This window comes from Pedobacter petrophilus, assembly GCF_009674725.1.
Classification (GTDB): Bacteria; Bacteroidota; Bacteroidia; order Sphingobacteriales; family Sphingobacteriaceae; genus Pedobacter; species Pedobacter petrophilus.
Genome location: NZ_WKKH01000004.1, coordinates 144,206 through 161,336, shown reverse-complemented (window position 1 = coordinate 161,336; position 17,131 = coordinate 144,206). Strand labels below are relative to the sequence as shown.

Genomic DNA, 17,131 nt, shown 5'->3' with positions numbered 1-17,131 from the left:
TAATTTATTTTTTTGCTCTTATAGCAAAGCTGATGCTTTCTATCGGATTGAAAAATTTTCTGCGGTCATCAACATATTTTTTTCTGAATGTTTCATTTGCACCTGAAAGGATGTAGATGTTAACGCCTTTGAGATGCGAATTTTCCATCTGCAATTCTTCGGACAATAATACATGCTGCGCCAGTTTGTCTACTGCTACCTTAGCGTCTTTCGAAAGATAAACTATGGTGCCGGTTGGAAGATTTCCCGGAGATTCCAGCATGAAACTATTATTTGCAGAAATTATCTGTGGTGTTGAAAATGTAGCATAATATTTTAAGGCTCCTGCAATTGCATAATTATCAGTAAGTACCACTATTGGTTTACCATGCTGATTTTTGTGCTGAATGGTTGATATTTTATTTGAAAGCGTCTTCCATCCGGTCATATCCGCAAAAAACTGTGGAATGGTGCCACTGGAGCCATCCTCCCAAACCATAGGTCTGGAAAATGACGTATAGGCCACCATCTTTTTGATGTATTCGCGGCAAATGTAAATGGGAAAAATCGGGATAACAAGCGGAAGGCAGATTAAACCGAATAAATAGATCGTACCTACAAAAAAGTATTTAGTCAGCACACGGGATTTAAGCATCATTTCCCAGCAGCATCCTCCCGCAGCAAATAATATAGGGAACATGCCAAGGCCATAATATAGCTTGCCCTTTAATAAAGCAAGTAAAATGACCAGAATTATTAGTGTAACCGGCCAAACCAAATTAAACCTGTTTCCAGTCTTCTTCATGATCAGGAATAGAAAACCAGCAGTCCACACGGCAACGCCTGCACCATGAAAGAAAAACAATTGAAACAGATAATCTGCGATATCCAACGAAAATGCCTTGTTGCCCACCAGTTTTAAATAGCTGAAAATTGGAAAACCGTAAAACCATTGCCATAATACATTCGGAACAATTATGAGGATCAAGAGCAAGCCAGGGCCTATTAATTTCTTCCAACCCAATTTTAACTGTCGATTATAAATGATCAACCATGCTAGAACGATAGCTGCGAGGTACATTACAATAGTATATTTATTCAGCATCCCAAAGCCTAAAGTGAAGGCTGCCAGATAGATAAAACCTGGTTTTTGAGTTTGCTGGAATCTCAATGCCGAGAAAGCCAGAAGAGCCCAGAAAAATTCGTCAAATACTACTGGCTGAAGTAAATAGGAGGTGGCTAAAAAGGCGGGTGAGCAGATAATTGCAGAGCAGGCGATTGTAATTCCGAGTTTTTTCGCACCCAGGTAATGGGCCATCAAGCCGGTGAGTGTTACCGTTGTTGCGGCAAAAATACAGGGGATAATCCTCCATGCTGTAATGGAAGTGCCAAATAATGCGGAAGCAATTTTTGCCATCCAGGTTACGAAGGGAGAAATATCCAGAAAACCCCAGGCAAATCGTTCACTTAGTGATATATAGTATAATTCATCTGCATGAAGCCCATATTTTGAGATACCAGTTAAATGAATGCAAAATTTTAAAATTCCAAAAAAAACAAGAAGTAGCCAGGTTTCTTTACCTGTTTTTAATGTTGGCGATGAGGTGTTAGTAAACACTTTCTGCACTGGCTGATAGGTTCTTTCTTTGCTGGCTGGGTGAAAAGTGCTTCTGCTAACTATATCCATTGTCTGCAAACGCCATTTTTTTGAAGGTAGCCAATGTTAATAAGGTAAAAGGGGGTGCTATCATTCATAAATTTATAGGTGCTTCAGTTTGAATAACCCCAATATTTGCTGACAATTAATGATGTTCATATGTTCAATAACATCCATTCCTACCAGATGGATTTAAAAATAAGTTATTTCCAATTAATTTTAGGTTTTTTGGCCTAATAAACGGATTTAATACATCCTGAATATTTAAGACTCCGAAACCAGTGGAATCTCAAACCAGAATTCAGATCCTTTTTTAATTTCGCTATCGATACCGATTTTGCCCGGGTGGCGTGTAATAATTTGAGCTGAAATGATAATAGGCCTGTGAAAACCGGGGAACAATTGTCTCGTTGGAATAGCAAAAAGGCTACCAATTTATGTTAGGGTAAGTAAAGATATTGAAATAACTTGGTTAAGACGAAAATGGGCAAGTAGAAGGCGTAAACAGTTGGTGATAAATAAGTAAAAAATGAGTGGCGTACAGCTTAGTGTATGGTGTGAGATGGGAAGAAGGAATTTCCTGATCTGGTTCAACATTACACTAGCGAAAATTATATTCTACTATTTTTATTTTCATACGCCGAAATTGGCTGGCAAGTTATATATTTGCCGCTCAAAGTTCCCATAGTTCAATGGATAGAATTGTGGTTTCCGGTACCACCGATGGGGGTTCGAATCCCTCTGGGAACACTAAAAGATTTATTCTTACTGATAATTAAAAAAGAAAGGAAGCCATTGAGCTTCCTTTCTTTTTTAGACTTAAAACTGAGGTAAATTATTTCGATCAATAATTTACCTACAGGATTATCAATTAAGTTAGTTAACATCCCACCATAATCGATCTACAATCTTTGCTTTTTGCTGCGGTTGCGGATTCGCTGTAATTTCTGAGTTTGGATATAAAACCCTTCTTGGAATTTCGGAAAGGGCATTTTTTACTTTCGTTAAAGCAGGAAATCCGGTTCTGCGCCAATCAGTATAATTTTCAGAATTAAGAAAGTTAGAGATTGATTTTTCCTCCATAATTAAACGTAATGCGTTCGAAGTATTCAATGTACCTCTTGCCGTAAGGTAGCTATTTGCATCAGCTGCGCTTACGCCAACTTTTTCCATATGGCGTAGCACGCCTTCCGTATAAAACGGTTGTGCTGCACCCGCACCAGAAATAATCAATGTAGCTTCGGCCTTTAAAAACGCCGCCTCAGTATAATTTACCAGGTAGTTATTGGCATTAGCGCCTGCGTAAAATTCAGCAGGAATGGAGTAAGATTCCAAACTGCCAATTTCATCGAGTCCGATTTGTCTTCCTGTGTATAAGCCGGTTTGAACCGCTGGCTTAATCATTTTACTTAATCTTGGATCGTTCCGCGTTTTAAAATTATCTACAAAAGTATTCGCAAGTACGAAGGTAGTACCGGGTAAAAAATTTTGTTGCCATGGGTTTTCAGCACCTGCAGTACCGGTAAAAGCCACTTTAAAATCATCACTGTTGTTTTGCATCCCGTTGTTTAGCGCAGTTAACGCAAGTTGCGCCTGTGCTGCGGCCGTTGTACCAGGTGCTTTGGTAAGGTGCATATAATAACGGGCCTTTAACGTGTAAGCCAGTTTTTTCCATTTTTCCATGTTCCCAAAATAAACGAGGTCATCTGCACCAGGTGTTGCACCAGTATTTTGGTCTATATTTGCAATACTTTCATCCAGTAAGCGCTGAATTTGTACGTAGATTTGTTGCTGACTATCATAAACAGGGGTAGGTACAGTTGTTCCTTTAAAAGCCTGACTATACGGAAGGTCTCCCCAGGCATCGGTTGCATAACCTAACGTGTATGCACTCAAAATTTTAGATATCGCGGCATAATTAGAATTGCCATTTGTAGTTGCCTTCGTGGTCAGTATATTAAGATTGTTCAATGTTCGCACGTAAACATTGTTCCAGTCACCGTCCATATCTACACTAAACATTTGGTAAGTACCGAAGTTGGGTGCAACCTGGTTTAAGGCCATTACCTGCAAATACTGTTGAAGAACTACACTCAGGTTGGCATCGCCCGATGCATTGATGTTTTGCGAGATCAGCATCTGGATCGGCGGCAGCATCAGCGACTCCTTTACATCTATTGGCCTGTTGGGGTCGTAATTAACGTCTATATATTTTTTGCAGCCAGCAAAAGCTGTCATCAATGCAAAACTTAGAATTAAATATATCTTTTTCATGTTGATTATTTCTATGTGGTGCCTATAATGTTAACTTCAAAGCAAAATCTACTGATCTTGATGTTGGGGTGGAGAAGGAATAAATACCCTGTGAGCCATTTGAAGAACCAAAAGAACTTACTTCAGGGTCTCCGCCAGTGAAGTGCGGGGCATAGATCCATAAATTTCTGCCGGTAACTTGTAGTCCCAGGGTTTTGAAAGGTGTTTTCTGCAGCCAGGTTGGTTTCAGGTTATATCCGAAGCTAACATTTCTTAATTTTACATAAGTACCATCCTGTATCACCGATTCCAGTACACTATTAATGCGTTGATAATAAGCCTGGCCCGATACCGATACCGTATTTGGTAATCCGGTAGTGGCATTAATGCCCTCTACAACACGAGGTTCACGGTTTTCGGTAACCTTAGGTGTGCCATAGAAGTAACCATAACCGTCAACATTGTTTTGAATGTCGCCACCTTTTTTCATGTCGAAAGAGAAACTTAGTGTGAATTGTTTATACCTGAAATTATTGATGATTCCACCCATCCAGTCTGGATTAATGTCGCCAATAATTCCCTGATCGTCTGCAGAGAAAGGGAGTCCATCATCGCCGGTTAATATTTTACCTTCACTATTTCTGGCATAACGCGTTCCATAAATTACGCCGTAAGGTTGGTTTACAAGGATAAAAGTGAATCCGTTACCAACCTGATTCAGGTTATTGTAGATGGACGTAACTTTATTTCTGATTCTGCTATAGTTTAAGGTGAGGTCCCAGCTAAAATCTTCCGTTTTGATTGGTCTTGCAGTCAGTAATACTTCAATACCTCTGTTTTGCATACCAGCTGTATTCACACTGGTCGAATTGAAACCGGTTGAAGGTGCCAATGCTACATTCGGGATAATCCCATTCTTGGTCTTTTTGTCGAAATAGGTCACTTCTAAGCTCAAACGGTTTTTGAAAAAGCCAGTTTCCAACCCCACTTCAAATTCATTGATCCGCTCATTCTTCAAGTTTGGATCGCTTAGCGTACCGCTAATCAAAAAGCCAGATTGCCCCTGATATGGAAAGGCAATATTTCTTACATTTTGTGATTCATAAGGGGTGAGCAGGTTATACGGGGCAATACTGGCATTTCCAACCGTACTATACGATAACCTTAACTTTCCGAAACTCATGATATCAGAAAGCCTTTTAGAAAAGAAATTAGAAAAAATAAAACTTGTTGCAGCAGAACCGTAAGGGTAAAAGCTGTTGTCTGTGGACAATACAGAAGTGCCATCATACCTTCCTGTGAGTGAAAGAATCAGGAACTTTTTATAATCAATGTTCGATTGCAGATAAAATCCTATTTTTCTGCTCAGGAAACTGTTTTCAGAAAATTTAACCGTTGATGCTGAAGCAATATTATTAAATCCTGGAACGGTGATACCAACGCCATTGGCATAAGCATTTTCGTAGTAGGTTGATATCACATTGTTACCTAATAATGCATCAATATTAAAATCACCATAATTCTTGTTCGCAGAGATGATCAGGTCATTATTATATTGCCTGAAATTAGAACTGTTGTTTACGATCCGGCCATTAGGATTAGAAACCGATAGTAAAGATTCGTGGTACTTTCCTAATTCGGTGTAAACATCAGCTCCAAAACGTTCTGTAATGGTTAACCAGCTCAATGGTTTATAATTGGCGTTAAATGTGGGTAAGAATCTGTTTACCACGGAAGTATTGCTGATATTATCTAACACCCAGTAAGGATTATTCCGGGAGAAACGGAATAAACGTTGAGATCCATCTGGATTGGTAGCTGGTTCTAAATTATAAGAAACCGGAGCAGAAAAAATGGTCCATACCGGGCTTTCTAATGCATAACCCTCTGGCAACCTGTTGTTTTTGGTATTGGCGTAGTTGAGTGAAAAGGTAATATCGAGATTTTTTAACACCTGGGTGCTGAATTTTCCGAAAACCGTATTCCGATCGAAAGATGTAGTAGGTACCGTTCCTTCCTGCGCGAGGTTGGTGTAAGATAGGAAATAAGAACTATAAGTTCCACCACCAGTTAAACCGAGGGTATTGGTGTAGGTTTTACCCGTTTTAAAGAAAAGATCAGATTGATCATAAACCTGCGCAGGCTGACCGTTTATTTTCAGGGTATCCATTCTTGCACCCCATGAGGTACTCGTTTTTTCAGTCGTTCCATCAAAATATCTTCCGTTAGATCCCAGCGAATATTTATTTTGAATTTCTGGTAATAGGGGAGTTTCTAACGATAGGGAAGAAGAGAAGCTTAGCGAAGGCTTTTTGTTTTGAGCACCAGCTTTGGTAGTAATGATAATCACGCCTTTAGCACCATCTGATCCATAAAGTGCGGTTGCTGCACCACCCTTTAATACGTTAATGCTCTCAATAATGTTAGGGTCTAAATCTGCAATTCTGTTTGTTCCAGGACCTGAATTTAAGTTGCCTGTTTCATCGTTGTTCACCGGAATACCATCGATTACCATTAGCGCTTCGTTGTTTCCATAGAGTGAATTAGCACCCCTGATTACAATTCTGGATGAACTACCTGGCGTGCCTGAAGAACTGGTAATCTGTACGCCTGAAACTTTTCCTGCCAGGGCATTAACCAGATTTGGTTCTCTGGTTTGGGTTAGCTGATCACCTTTTACCTCTTGAGAACTGTAAGTAAGGTTGCGTTTCTCACGCTTTACACCCAAAGCAGTTACCACCACTTCGCTTAAATTTTGTTGATCGTCTGCGAGTGAGATAATTAATCCGCGTTGCCCGGCATAAGTAAATTCTTTAGTCTGAAACCCTATTCCACTCACGGTAAATACCGCTGGGTTTGGACTACTAATTGCGAAATTACCTTGTGAATCGGTCGATACACCTTTAGATGTACCTTTTATTTTTACCGTAATCCCTGGAAGAGGAGCACCAGATGCATCCGTTATTTTACCGTTTACAAGTGCCGTTTGGGCATTTAATTGGATAAAACAGAGCATGGTTATGGCTAGCATAGCACTCTTGAGTTTAGTTAGCATGTTGTTTGTAAGTTGGTTTGCTCAAATTTAAGCGACTTTCAAACCACATCTATTGATGATTTTATCAGGTATTAACCGTAAATTAACAAGAATGTTACTTAGCTTGATTTTTGTATAGATATTAAGACATAAATCCAATAAGTGTTTAATGATTAATTAAATCTATACGTTTGGTAAAAAGATAGAAGTGGTACAAATGGTCTAAAACTTTAAGTAGTGTGCTTATGATAAGGCATATTCCTTACCTGCCTTTGGTAGATGCACTAGATAAGATTAAAATTATTGACTGGTTTCTTTGATGCATTTAATAGAAAAACCATATTTCATAAATATCGGATTCCGTTCAATGTTAGCAAAAGCCTGAAAAACCCTGGAGCTCCAGTGGTAAAACTCAAAACTTCCCTGAGTGGTCCAGTAATAGCCATTGCTTTTACGCATGTAAGATTTTCCATCTGCATCTTTGTAGCCTCCTGGCAGTGCAGAAAAACCAGTTGCGTTAGTTCCTTCGGTAAAGGAAGGCAGCCAATGTTGAGTTCCTTGTTCTTTTAACAAAGAAGCTGCTGTGGTATCTGAACCAATAAACTGAAGTAACTTACGTATGTCTGCTTCTGTAGGGATTCTCCAGCCTTTTGGTGCGAGTTCACGCTTATCGCCGATACAATACCAATTATAAAGCAAGCCGTAATCAGTATCAAGTGAATCTTTAATCCCGTAGGTGCTGCAGGCCGGGAGATCATTAGCTTTCCAGGCTAATTCATTTTTTAGGAAAGCAATTGTGTCTCCATTATTAAATCTTGTGGTTTTTAAATTTTCTACCATCCAGGTCTGTTTTCCAATCTGAACGCTATGATATACATTGCCATCAATATCTTTAAAGGTATTTTTATTCCCGCAACGCTGAAGAAGTGCAATGGCTAGTATCAGTACCAGAAAAGTTTTCTGTTTCAATAAAAGAATCTTCATATTTTAAAATTCATGTAACCTTATTTCATAAAAAACGTAGTGATCTGACCTTCATTTTCGTAGAGGATGAGATTATCCTGTTCCAGTTTTTTAATCACGAATCCATTCTTTTGAAGCAGTAGCGAACGGGTAGCAGGTTTTACAATGTCGGTTCTTCCGGCTGGTTCAACATCAATGCAGAAGTCTACACCATGTTTTTCTCTTGGCCCTAATGCAAATGGTGAAAGCCAGTAATGGTATTTATTTCCGTTAGAAATGGCAATGGCTACCTTAAGTTTTCCGTTAACCTCTACGATATATCCAAAATCGTTCTTTTGATCGTTATTAATATCCGTTGTAGAAACCGACGGAAAAATTTGCTTGTCATAAAAATCCCAGAACAATTTAGCATATGCTGATTTTTCTATAAGTACAAGGTTTGGGTATTCTTGTTGCATGGGTTTTAAGATTTCTTTCGGATAGGAATAAGCCACATTGTAAACAGGAACACTAGAGATCTTATTTTCTACCGGAACTTTGCAGGCCGTAAAGAATAATAAAAGTGAAAAAGAAATACAGGCTTTTTTTAAATCAAATAAGCGGTAAATGATATACCGCTTATTTAAAAATTGGAGATTACCAGATGCCATTTGAAGCCGTGTACGTTTGTCCGTTTACTTTTGTACTGCAATTTGTTGCGCTTTGGTGTTGAACGTTAGGGTTACCATTGGTCACTGTACCTGCTAATACTTTGGTGTTAGCGGCATCTTGAAGAAAAATTCCCTGTAGTGCCGTATTGGCAATGTCTACTGAATTTACCGTACATCCATTACTGCCTGTCACGCTGAAAAAGCCACGACCGCTACCGCGTGAATACACTTTTGCACAGGTAACATTCGGACCATTGCTATTGGCACAGCGAAAAGTGGCATAGCCTGTAACCGAACCGGTTGTGCTATTATTGGTGCCGGTTACCGTACCAACGGTTCCGTTTTTCGACTGATTTAGTAAAACACCACAAGCCGCATTGTTGCTGGAGGTTACATTTCCGATCGTAAAGCCATCAAGACCATAAGTTTCAATAGAATTATCTCCTCCGGTGATGTTAATTGTTCCGCTAATATTTAGGTTATTGGTAGACCCGGTGCTGTTATCCACCCTGATGCCTAAGCCTAAATCAGTTGCAGGTACCGAAATGTTCATGGTAATATTGCTGATGTTCATACCAGAGCAGCCTTTAAACCAAATGCCATAACGGGGTTTTCCTGTTACTTTTAGGTTTTTTACCTCCACATTTGATTTTCTGTCTGCCCATATCGGAATAATCAGGGCATCGCCACTGTTCGCATTAAAGGTATTGCCGGCAAAGTCAATTCCTGTATTACTTGCCATATTCACGTATTTAAGTGATCCGCCAGAACTGCCTGAAGCTCCCGATACACGAACGGTTACCCATTCTTTAACTGTTCTGCCAGATGTAAGTCCGTTAACTGCAGCCTGAATAGCTGAAATGTAGTTTGTACCGGTGTATTTATTTACACCATTTACTGCTGCCGTAAAATTGCCGCCAGATCCTGTAACTTCACCAGATGCCGTTGCCGCAGTTGCTGCGGCTGTAGCCATTAATTTTTGTTGGTCGCTTAACGAAGCAGTTCTGGACAAATCTGAAATGTCTTGTAAATCGCCTGAAGATTTTTTGCAGCCGGTGAGTGAAAATAAAAGCAAACAAATAGCCAGGCCTTGCCAGGCTGTTTTTGGGAACAGTTGTTTCATGAGAATTTATATTTTGGTTTATTCGAAGGTAGGACCGTTTAATTGATCCACTGTTATGTACAGTGATGTCTGTTTAAAATTACTTTTTATTCCTTTCCAGTTAAGAGAAGAGATCCTTAAGCGAAAGAAGATTCGTTAGAATATTTGATAGGCTTATTGAACACTCGTGCCTGTATTTTATTTATGTTAACAGGTGATTAAATCATCCGGGTGAAGATTAGAATATTAGGGTTTCCAAGCAAACCAGTTCAATATGGAAAGTTTCAGTGCTGGATTTAAAGATCTGCTACTGGCTTTTTAAAAAATAAAAATGCACCTTTGCGAACCGTTAATAAGGGGTTTAGGCATGTAGTAAATTTAATAAGTTGTTTATGGAAGAATTGGTTGTTGAAGAGGTTCGGGAAATACTTGATAGAGAGGATGATAAAGCTTTAAAGCTCTATCTGGATGAGCTGAATATTTCCGATGTTGAAGCCTTAATTGACGAACTTCCACAATGTGCAGCTAAATTCATTGATACCATTTCACTAAACCGTGCGGTAAACGTTTTTAGAATTCTCGATTTTCCTACCCAGGAACGCATTATCAAAAAACTTTCGGGCAATAAACTGAATCAAATCATCAAGGATTTGCCTCCTGATGACCGTACAGCACTTTTCGGAGAAATGAAAGGCGATGTGGTGAAAAAAATGATTTCACTTTTACCTTCAGAAGAACGGAAGGAATCACTCGCACTTTTAGGTTACAACGAATATAGTATTGGCCGTTTAATGACGCCAGATTATATTGCCGTGAAGCCAGAATGGTCGGTTACACGGGTTTTATCACACATCAGGCGATACGGTAAAAACTCCGAAACCATTGATGTGGTTTATGTGATTGATAAAGATGGTGTGCTGCTTGATGATATCAGGATCAGGGAGGTTTTACTTGCCGATCCGGAGGCCATTATAGGAGAACTGACAGATAAACGCTTCATTGCTTTGACGGCGAACGATCCGCAGGAAGACGCGATTAACATCTTCAGGATGAACAACCGGGTGGCCCTCCCTGTAGTGGATGAAAATAATATCCTTCTCGGTATTGTAACGGTGGATGATATCCTTTGGATTGCCAACGAAGAATATACCGAAGATATGCATAAGATAGGAGGTAGTGCAGCATTAGATGAACCTTATCTTGATACTTCTATCTTTAATTTAGTGAGAAAGCGGGTGGGATGGCTTGCCATTTTAATGCTTGGCGAAATGCTTACGGCAACAGCTATGGGCTTTTTTGAAGGACAAATTCATAAAGCAACGGTTTTGGCTTTGTTTATTCCATTGATCATTTCATGTGGAGGAAACAGTGGTTCACAAGCATCCACATTAATTATACAGGCCATGGCCCTTGGAGAAGTAACCATAAAAGATTGGTGGCGGGTAATGCGTAGAGAACTTACCTCTGGCTTTTTATTGGGTTTCTGTTTAGGTGTTATCGGCTTTGCCAGAATCTTTTTCTGGCATTTAGCCTGGCCTAATGCATATGGTGAACATTGGGTATTAATCGCTTTTACCATTAGCGTTTCACTTGTTTTTGTGGTATTATGGGGGTCATTAAGCGGATCGATGTTGCCCATTATATTGAAGCGTTTGGGGGCCGACCCTGCAACTTCATCAGCGCCTTTTGTGGCTACGCTGGTAGATGTTACCGGCCTGATCATATATTTCAGTTTTGCTTTACTATTTTTAAAAGGCGTTTTACTTTAAGTTCAAATTATGCAAAATAAAATCACAACCCTGTTTACTGATATTGGCGGCGTATTACTAACTAACGGCTGGGACAGACATGCCAGGGGAGAAGCGTCCGTTTTATTTAATCTTGATTCTGTTGATTTGGAAGAGCGTCATCACCTTACTTTCGATACTTATGAAGTAGGGAAGTTAACCCTTGATGAATACCTGGAGCGCATTGTTTTTTTTGAAGAACGGACTTTTTCTTACGATGATTTCAAAGCGTTTATGTTCAAGAAATCATTGGCCTATCCAGAAATGATTGAGTTAATCTGTGATTTAAAAAAGAAATATAACCTAAAAGTAGCTGTAATTAGCAACGAGGGGAGAGAACTGAATCAATATCGAATTAATACCTTTAAATTAAACGAGTTTGTAGATTTTTTTGTTTCTTCGAGTTTTGTTCATTTCCGTAAGCCAGACGCAGATATATTCAAGGTTGCTATAGATATTTCACAGAGTGATGTAGCAACGAGTTTGTACATCGACGATAGGATGCTTTTTGTTCAGGTAGCAGAAGGTCTGGGTTTAAAGGGCATTCATCACACCACTTATGAAGATACCAAGGCCCAATTGGCTGCTTACGGTTTGGAAGTTTAAAAGTAGAATCCATCATGGCTAACGTTGATCGTATAAAATCCGAGCCTTCCGTGTTTCCGTGGCAAAAACAAATGAGTTGACAACCTTCTTAGCCATTAGTGATTAAGTTATTAGCCTCCGGATCTAGAAGATCCGTGCCTTCTGAGTTTTCGTGGCAAAACAAATGAGTTGACAACCTTCTTAGCTATTAGTGATTAATTTTTCAGCCTCTTAATCTAGAAAATCCGTGCCTTCCGGGTTTCCGTGGCAAAACAAATGAGTTGACAACCTTCTTAGCCATTCGTGATTAAGTTTTCAGCCTCTGAATCTAGAAAATCCGTGCCTTCCGAGTTTCCGTGGCAAAACAAATGAGTTGACAACCTTCTTAGCTATTAGTGATTAAATTATTAGCCTTTGGATCTAGAAAATCCGAGCCTTCCGTGTTTCCGTGGCAAAACAAATGAGTTGACAACCTTCTTAGCCATTAGTGATTAAGTTATTAGTCTTTGGATCTAGAAGATCCGTGCCTTCTGAGTTTTCGTGGCAAAACAAATGAGTTGATAACTTTCTTAGCCATTAGAGTGATTAAGTTATTTAATTTAACTCTGGTTTAAAAAAAATATATGCCTCCGTTGCTACCATTTCCGTGGCAAAATTTACCCCAAATAAAAAAGCCACTCTCTCGAGTGGCTCCATGTAATTTATCTTTAAGATTTAAACATTAAACCTGAAGTGCATGATGTCTCCATCTTCCACTACATAAGTTTTGCCTTCAACGCCTAATTTACCAGCATCTTTACAGGCATTTTCAGATCCTAACGTTACGAAATCAACATATTTAATCACCTCCGCACGAATAAAACCTTTTTCAAAGTCGGTGTGAATTACACCAGCAGCCTGCGGGGCAGTAAAGCCTTTTGTAATGGTCCATGCCCGCACTTCCTGTACACCTGCGGTGAAATAAGTATATAGGTTCAATAATTTGTATGCCGTACGAATCAATTTATTTACACCAGATTCATCTAAACCTAAATCAGCTAAAAACTCCTGACGCTCTTCATAACTTTCCAGTTCTGCAATTTCCGATTCAATTTTGGCAGAGATCACCAAAACCTCAGCACGTTCATCCGCAACATTAGCTTTTACCAAATCCACATATTTGTTTCCGGTAACTACAGAAGCCTCATCAACATTACAAACGTACATTACTGGTTTTTGAGTTAATAATCCCAAATCCTCAATAAAATCAAAATCATCTTGTGCCAAAGCAGCGGTGCGGATAGATTTACCATTTTCTAAGTGCGTTTTAACAACTAATAAAATCTCATAAGTACGTTTAGCATCTTTGTCGCCGCCCGTTTTAGCCATTTTCTCAACCTTTTGAATCCGTTTGTCTACAGTATCCAAATCTTTAAGTTGCAGCTCGGTATCGATAATTTCTTTATCTCTAATCGGATCAACCGAACCATCAACATGGATTACATTTCCATCATCAAAGCAACGTAAAACGTGAATAATGGCATTTGTAGCGCGAATATTTCCTAAGAATTGGTTCCCTAAACCTTCCCCTTTAGATGCACCTTTAACTAACCCGGCGATGTCTACAATTTCGATGGTATTAGGTTGCACCTTATTTGGCTTAACCAACTCAGCAAGTTTAGTCAATCTTTCATCAGGTACTGTAATTACGCCAATATTTGGCTCAATAGTACAAAAGGGAAAGTTTGCCGCTTGCGCCTTTGCGTTTGATAAACAGTTAAAAAGTGTCGATTTCCCTACGTTTGGTAAACCAACTATACCACATTGTAATGCCATTATATATAGTCTATAGTGTTTTGCAAAAAATAATTGTTTTTAAGCGGGGTCGTTTTTCGTCTTTCCGCTTTCGTCTTTCCGCTTTCGTCTTTCCGCTTTCGTCTTTCCGCTTTCCGCTTTCCGCTTTCCGCTTTCCGCTTTCCGCTTTCCGCTTTCCGCTTTCCGCTTTCCGCTTTCCGCTTAAAAATCGGGCAAAGATAAGCTTTTAAACTGTTTAATTAAAGGCACTAATTTGTTGCTGAAGGATATTTTTTCTAAGTTTATCGAAAATTACAGATTATAAATATGGATGATTTAGAAAACGAAGTACCGCAGGAAGTGAAATTGATTGTAACGGAAGAAATGCGGAGCTATATTTATGATATCACTAAATGGGCTAAGTTTTTGTCGTTTGTGGGTTTTGCACTCGCTGCGCTGTTGGTTTTAGTGTCATTCAGCGTTCCGTCACTTTTAGGAAGTAACCCTGCATTGGCAAAACAATTTGGTGCGTTGGGGCAAGGTGGCTCAATGGCAATAACCATTATTTATTTAGCCCTAGGCTTATTTTATTTCTATCCAAGCCTGTTGCTCCTCAGAATTTCTAATAACGGAAAGCAAGGTGTATTATTTGGGAGCCAGGAAAGTTTAAATACGGCAATGCAAAATGTAAAGTCGCTGTTTAAATTTTGGGGAATTATTACAATTGCTGTAATTGTGGGGTACTTTTTATTAATATTTATGGTTGGTGCCGGAATGGGTATTGCTTAAATAAGCTAATCAAGAAACCTTTTTTAAATTCATAGCAAAAAAAGCCTTTGTATTGCAAAGGCTTTTCTGTTATATTTTATTTAGAACGAAAAATCGTCGGTTGTTTTTGGACTGTGTTCGCCATTTTCGGTGTATTCGTAGCGCTTTTCAACAACATCCTGGTGAGATTTGATGTAATCAACAGTTTCATTTAAGCCTTCTGTAAATTTCTCAAAGTCTTCTTTGTATAAGAAGATCTTGTGCTTCACGAATACTCCGTCTTCTAATCTTTTCTTGCTCTCAGTAACGGTTAAATAATAATCACCTGAGCGAGTAGCCTTCACGTCGAAGAAATAAGTTCTCTTGCCTGCTCTTACTTTCTTTGAAAAAACTTCTTCTCTTTCCTTGTTGTCGAATTCTCCCATGGTTGGTATTGATGTTGGTTTTTGGTTTCGGTAAATATAAAGCAAATATTTAAAGTTCAAAATACAATTTGATACAAATTAAATACTTCGTCCTTCTTCCTCCAAAAGTTGATTGTTATAAAGCTCCGTATAACGCTTATTTAAGCTAAGTAATTCACTGTGTGTGCCTTGTTCGATGATTTTTCCATCATCCAGTACTAAAATTTTATCAGCATTTTTTATAGTAGAAATTCTATGTGCAATTAAAATACTGGTTTTTCCTGCCATCATTTTACCTAGATTTTGCAAAATTTCTTCCTCTGTTTTCGTGTCAACAGCAGAAAGGCAATCATCAAATATTAAAATCTTTGGCGATTTTATTAAGGCTCTGGCAATAGATACCCGCTGTTTTTGTCCGCCAGATAAGGTGATTCCACGTTCTCCAAGCATGGTTTCAAACTTTTCTTCAAAATCAATAATGTTATGGTAAACCGACGCATTTTTAGCTGCATTGTATACTTCTTCATCAGTTACCTGGTCTAAACCAAAGGCAATATTGTTTTTAATGGTATCAGAAAATAGAAAAACTTCCTGTGGAACGAAGCCAATCTGGCTCCGGTAGTTCTTTAAATTCAGCGATTTCAGGTTTTTTCCATCAATAGAAATTGATCCATCCTGCACATCATACATCCGCATGATCAGATTGGCCAGCGTAGATTTCCCGGAACCGGTTTTGCCGATAATGGCTACAAATTCTCCCTCTTTAATTTCAAAGTTTAAGTTTTTTAGTGCCTGAATACCCGTGTCAGGGTAAGTGAAACTAACATTTTCGAATTTCAGGTGGCCGGTTATCTCTTTATCTTCCGGTTCAGTTGATTGAATATCAGAAGGAATATCCAGAAATTCATTAATACGTTTTTGTGATGCTGCCGCCCGCTGGATTAATGAAGTAACCCAGCCCAGCATGGTTACCGGAAAGGTAAGTTGGTTAATGTAAATGATAAATTCTGCAATATTTCCGGCCGTGATACTTCCATTCATCACCTGGATACCACCAATATATATGGTAAGGATAGTGCTTAAGCCAATTAATAGCAACATGGTTGGGTAAAATAAGGCAGAAACTTTTACCAGGCTCATGGAGTCTCTCTTGTAATCATTGCTCTGAATTTCGAACATATTCCTGGTATAATCCTCCCGAACATACGATTTAATAATCCTGATGCCCGAAAAACGCTCTTGTACAAAACTGGATAACTCCGAAAGCCGCTCCTGAATTTTACCACTCTTTTTAAAAATCAGGGTATTTACATAATAAATAATAATTACTAAAAATGGGAGGGGCAATAAACAGTAGATGGCCAGTTTAGAGTTTACATCAAACATCGACCAGACAATCAGTACCGATAAAACAAAAGTATTAATGGTGTACATAATGGCCGGACCTACATACATTCTAACCCGGTTCACATCCTCAGTAGCACGGTTCATTAAATCACCCGTATTATTTCTCCGGTAGAAACCGAGGCTCAGTTCCTGGTAATGTTGGTAGATGTCGTTTTTCATGTCAAATTCGATGTGCCTCGACATTAGAATAATCGTTTGACGCATAAAAAACAGAAACAATCCACGCATTACATAAAGCAAAATAACCAATAAGCCGAAGTAGAGAAGGTTGCTGCTAAATATAGTGTAAATGATTTCTTGTCGCTCAAAACCCTGAAAAAGGTTATAAATCTGTACATTTTCGGTAATTAAATCTACCGCATAACCGATTACCTGTGCGGGTACGACACCGAAGATATTGGAAATAATCACAAAGATGCTTCCCGGAATAATCCACCATTTATATTTAAGAAAGTATTTGTTTAGTCTGCGCAAATGTTTCATGTAATACAAACTTAGATAATTTTGTTATTTCAACCCGAATATTTATTTACTCCTTCGGTTTGTTAAATGTGATAAGTTTTTCAAACTGGTAAGCTTTAAAGGCGGCTAAAGCCAGAAGGATAGGTTAATTATTAATAGACTAACGTAATCGATCGGTGTCAGATAAGCTGTAGATAAATTAAAACTTTGTTAACGAAAGATTAGAATGAAATTAATTTCGTTATAGTTACTTTAAATGCACGTATTAATGATTTTTTTATTTTAATTTTGCAGCAAGTTAGCCGAA

General features: G+C 38.7%; 12 protein-coding genes and 1 tRNA gene. 4 read left to right on the top strand and 9 right to left on the bottom strand.

Annotated features, from left to right (window positions below; genetic code table 11):
- Positions 1-4: 4 nt before the first annotated feature.
- Complete coding sequence (locus tag GJU39_RS03965; RefSeq protein WP_154279396.1) at positions 5-1,666, bottom strand: ArnT family glycosyltransferase; 1,662 nt, start codon at positions 1,664-1,666, stop codon at positions 5-7.
- 648 nt (positions 1,667-2,314) lie between these two features.
- Here GJU39_RS03965 and GJU39_RS03960 point away from each other — a divergent pair.
- A tRNA-Arg gene (locus GJU39_RS03960) sits at positions 2,315-2,386 on the top strand.
- A 126-nt stretch (positions 2,387-2,512) separates the two neighbouring features.
- Here GJU39_RS03960 and GJU39_RS03955 read toward each other — a convergent pair.
- The 5 genes from GJU39_RS03955 to GJU39_RS03935 all read right to left on the bottom strand — a co-directional run bounded on the left by GJU39_RS03955 (position 2,513) and on the right by GJU39_RS03935 (position 9,659).
- Positions 2,513-3,910 (bottom strand): SusD/RagB family nutrient-binding outer membrane lipoprotein, encoded by a 1,398-nt coding sequence (locus tag GJU39_RS03955; protein ID WP_154279395.1) that lies wholly within the window; start codon positions 3,908-3,910, stop codon positions 2,513-2,515.
- Positions 3,911-3,932: 22 nt separating this feature from the next.
- Positions 3,933-6,944: a SusC/RagA family TonB-linked outer membrane protein gene (locus GJU39_RS03950; RefSeq protein ID WP_154279394.1), complete on the bottom strand. Its 3,012-nt coding sequence runs from the start codon at positions 6,942-6,944 to the stop codon at positions 3,933-3,935.
- Positions 6,945-7,223: 279 nt separating this feature from the next.
- Entirely contained in the window at positions 7,224-7,907 is a 684-nt protein-coding gene (locus tag GJU39_RS03945) for a fibrobacter succinogenes major paralogous domain-containing protein (RefSeq protein ID WP_154279393.1), read from the bottom strand.
- A gap of 20 nt (positions 7,908-7,927) precedes the next feature.
- On the bottom strand, positions 7,928-8,536 hold the full coding sequence (locus GJU39_RS03940; RefSeq protein WP_154279392.1) for a hypothetical protein: 609 nt from the start codon (positions 8,534-8,536) through the stop codon (positions 7,928-7,930).
- A complete protein-coding gene (locus GJU39_RS03935) occupies positions 8,523-9,659 on the bottom strand; it encodes a hypothetical protein (protein WP_154279391.1) in 1,137 nt (378 codons plus the stop codon). Before GJU39_RS03935 ends, GJU39_RS03940 begins: the two co-directional genes overlap by 14 nt.
- A 371-nt stretch (positions 9,660-10,030) precedes the next feature.
- On the opposite strand from GJU39_RS03935, the gene mgtE reads away from it, so the two are divergent.
- Positions 10,031-11,407, top strand: coding sequence for a magnesium transporter (gene mgtE, locus GJU39_RS03930; protein WP_154279390.1), 1,377 nt, complete (start codon positions 10,031-10,033; stop codon positions 11,405-11,407).
- A gap of 9 nt (positions 11,408-11,416) precedes the next feature.
- Complete coding sequence (locus GJU39_RS03925) at positions 11,417-12,031, top strand: HAD hydrolase-like protein (protein WP_154279389.1); 615 nt, start codon at positions 11,417-11,419, stop codon at positions 12,029-12,031.
- A gap of 693 nt (positions 12,032-12,724) precedes the next feature.
- On the opposite strand, the gene ychF is transcribed toward GJU39_RS03925, so the two are convergent.
- On the bottom strand, positions 12,725-13,825 hold the full coding sequence (gene ychF, locus GJU39_RS03920; protein ID WP_154279388.1) for a redox-regulated ATPase YchF: 1,101 nt from the start codon (positions 13,823-13,825) through the stop codon (positions 12,725-12,727).
- A gap of 285 nt (positions 13,826-14,110) precedes the next feature.
- On the opposite strand from ychF, the gene GJU39_RS03915 reads away from it, so the two are divergent.
- Positions 14,111-14,572: a DUF5362 family protein gene (locus tag GJU39_RS03915; protein WP_154279387.1), complete on the top strand. Its 462-nt coding sequence runs from the start codon at positions 14,111-14,113 to the stop codon at positions 14,570-14,572.
- Positions 14,573-14,652: 80 nt separating this feature from the next.
- Here the strand turns inward: GJU39_RS03915 and GJU39_RS03910 are convergent, their stop codons facing one another.
- Both GJU39_RS03910 and GJU39_RS03905 read right to left on the bottom strand, forming a co-directional pair.
- Positions 14,653-14,976, bottom strand: a complete 324-nt coding sequence (locus tag GJU39_RS03910) for a DUF3276 family protein (protein WP_154279386.1) — start codon at positions 14,974-14,976, stop codon at positions 14,653-14,655.
- 78 nt (positions 14,977-15,054) lie between these two features.
- On the bottom strand, positions 15,055-16,845 hold the full coding sequence (locus GJU39_RS03905; RefSeq protein WP_154279385.1) for an ABC transporter ATP-binding protein: 1,791 nt from the start codon (positions 16,843-16,845) through the stop codon (positions 15,055-15,057).
- Positions 16,846-17,131 lie beyond the last annotated feature (286 nt).

Excerpts from the sequence above, each read along its gene's own strand:
- GJU39_RS03965 (WP_154279396.1), bottom strand. The coding sequence starts at position 1,666 with ATGGATATAGTTAGCAGAAGCACTTTTCACCCAGCCAGCAAAGAAAGA.
- GJU39_RS03955 (WP_154279395.1), bottom strand. The coding sequence starts at position 3,910 with ATGAAAAAGATATATTTAATTCTAAGTTTTGCATTGATGACAGCTTTT.
- GJU39_RS03950 (WP_154279394.1), bottom strand. The coding sequence starts at position 6,944 with ATGCTAACTAAACTCAAGAGTGCTATGCTAGCCATAACCATGCTCTGT.
- GJU39_RS03945 (WP_154279393.1), bottom strand. The coding sequence starts at position 7,907 with ATGAAGATTCTTTTATTGAAACAGAAAACTTTTCTGGTACTGATACTA.
- GJU39_RS03940 (WP_154279392.1), bottom strand. The coding sequence starts at position 8,536 with ATGGCATCTGGTAATCTCCAATTTTTAAATAAGCGGTATATCATTTAC.
- GJU39_RS03935 (WP_154279391.1), bottom strand. The coding sequence starts at position 9,659 with ATGAAACAACTGTTCCCAAAAACAGCCTGGCAAGGCCTGGCTATTTGT.
- mgtE (WP_154279390.1), top strand. The coding sequence starts at position 10,031 with ATGGAAGAATTGGTTGTTGAAGAGGTTCGGGAAATACTTGATAGAGAG.
- GJU39_RS03925 (WP_154279389.1), top strand. The coding sequence starts at position 11,417 with ATGCAAAATAAAATCACAACCCTGTTTACTGATATTGGCGGCGTATTA.
- ychF (WP_154279388.1), bottom strand. The coding sequence starts at position 13,825 with ATGGCATTACAATGTGGTATAGTTGGTTTACCAAACGTAGGGAAATCG.
- GJU39_RS03915 (WP_154279387.1), top strand. The coding sequence starts at position 14,111 with ATGGATGATTTAGAAAACGAAGTACCGCAGGAAGTGAAATTGATTGTA.
- GJU39_RS03910 (WP_154279386.1), bottom strand. The coding sequence starts at position 14,976 with ATGGGAGAATTCGACAACAAGGAAAGAGAAGAAGTTTTTTCAAAGAAA.
- GJU39_RS03905 (WP_154279385.1), bottom strand. The coding sequence starts at position 16,845 with ATGAAACATTTGCGCAGACTAAACAAATACTTTCTTAAATATAAATGG.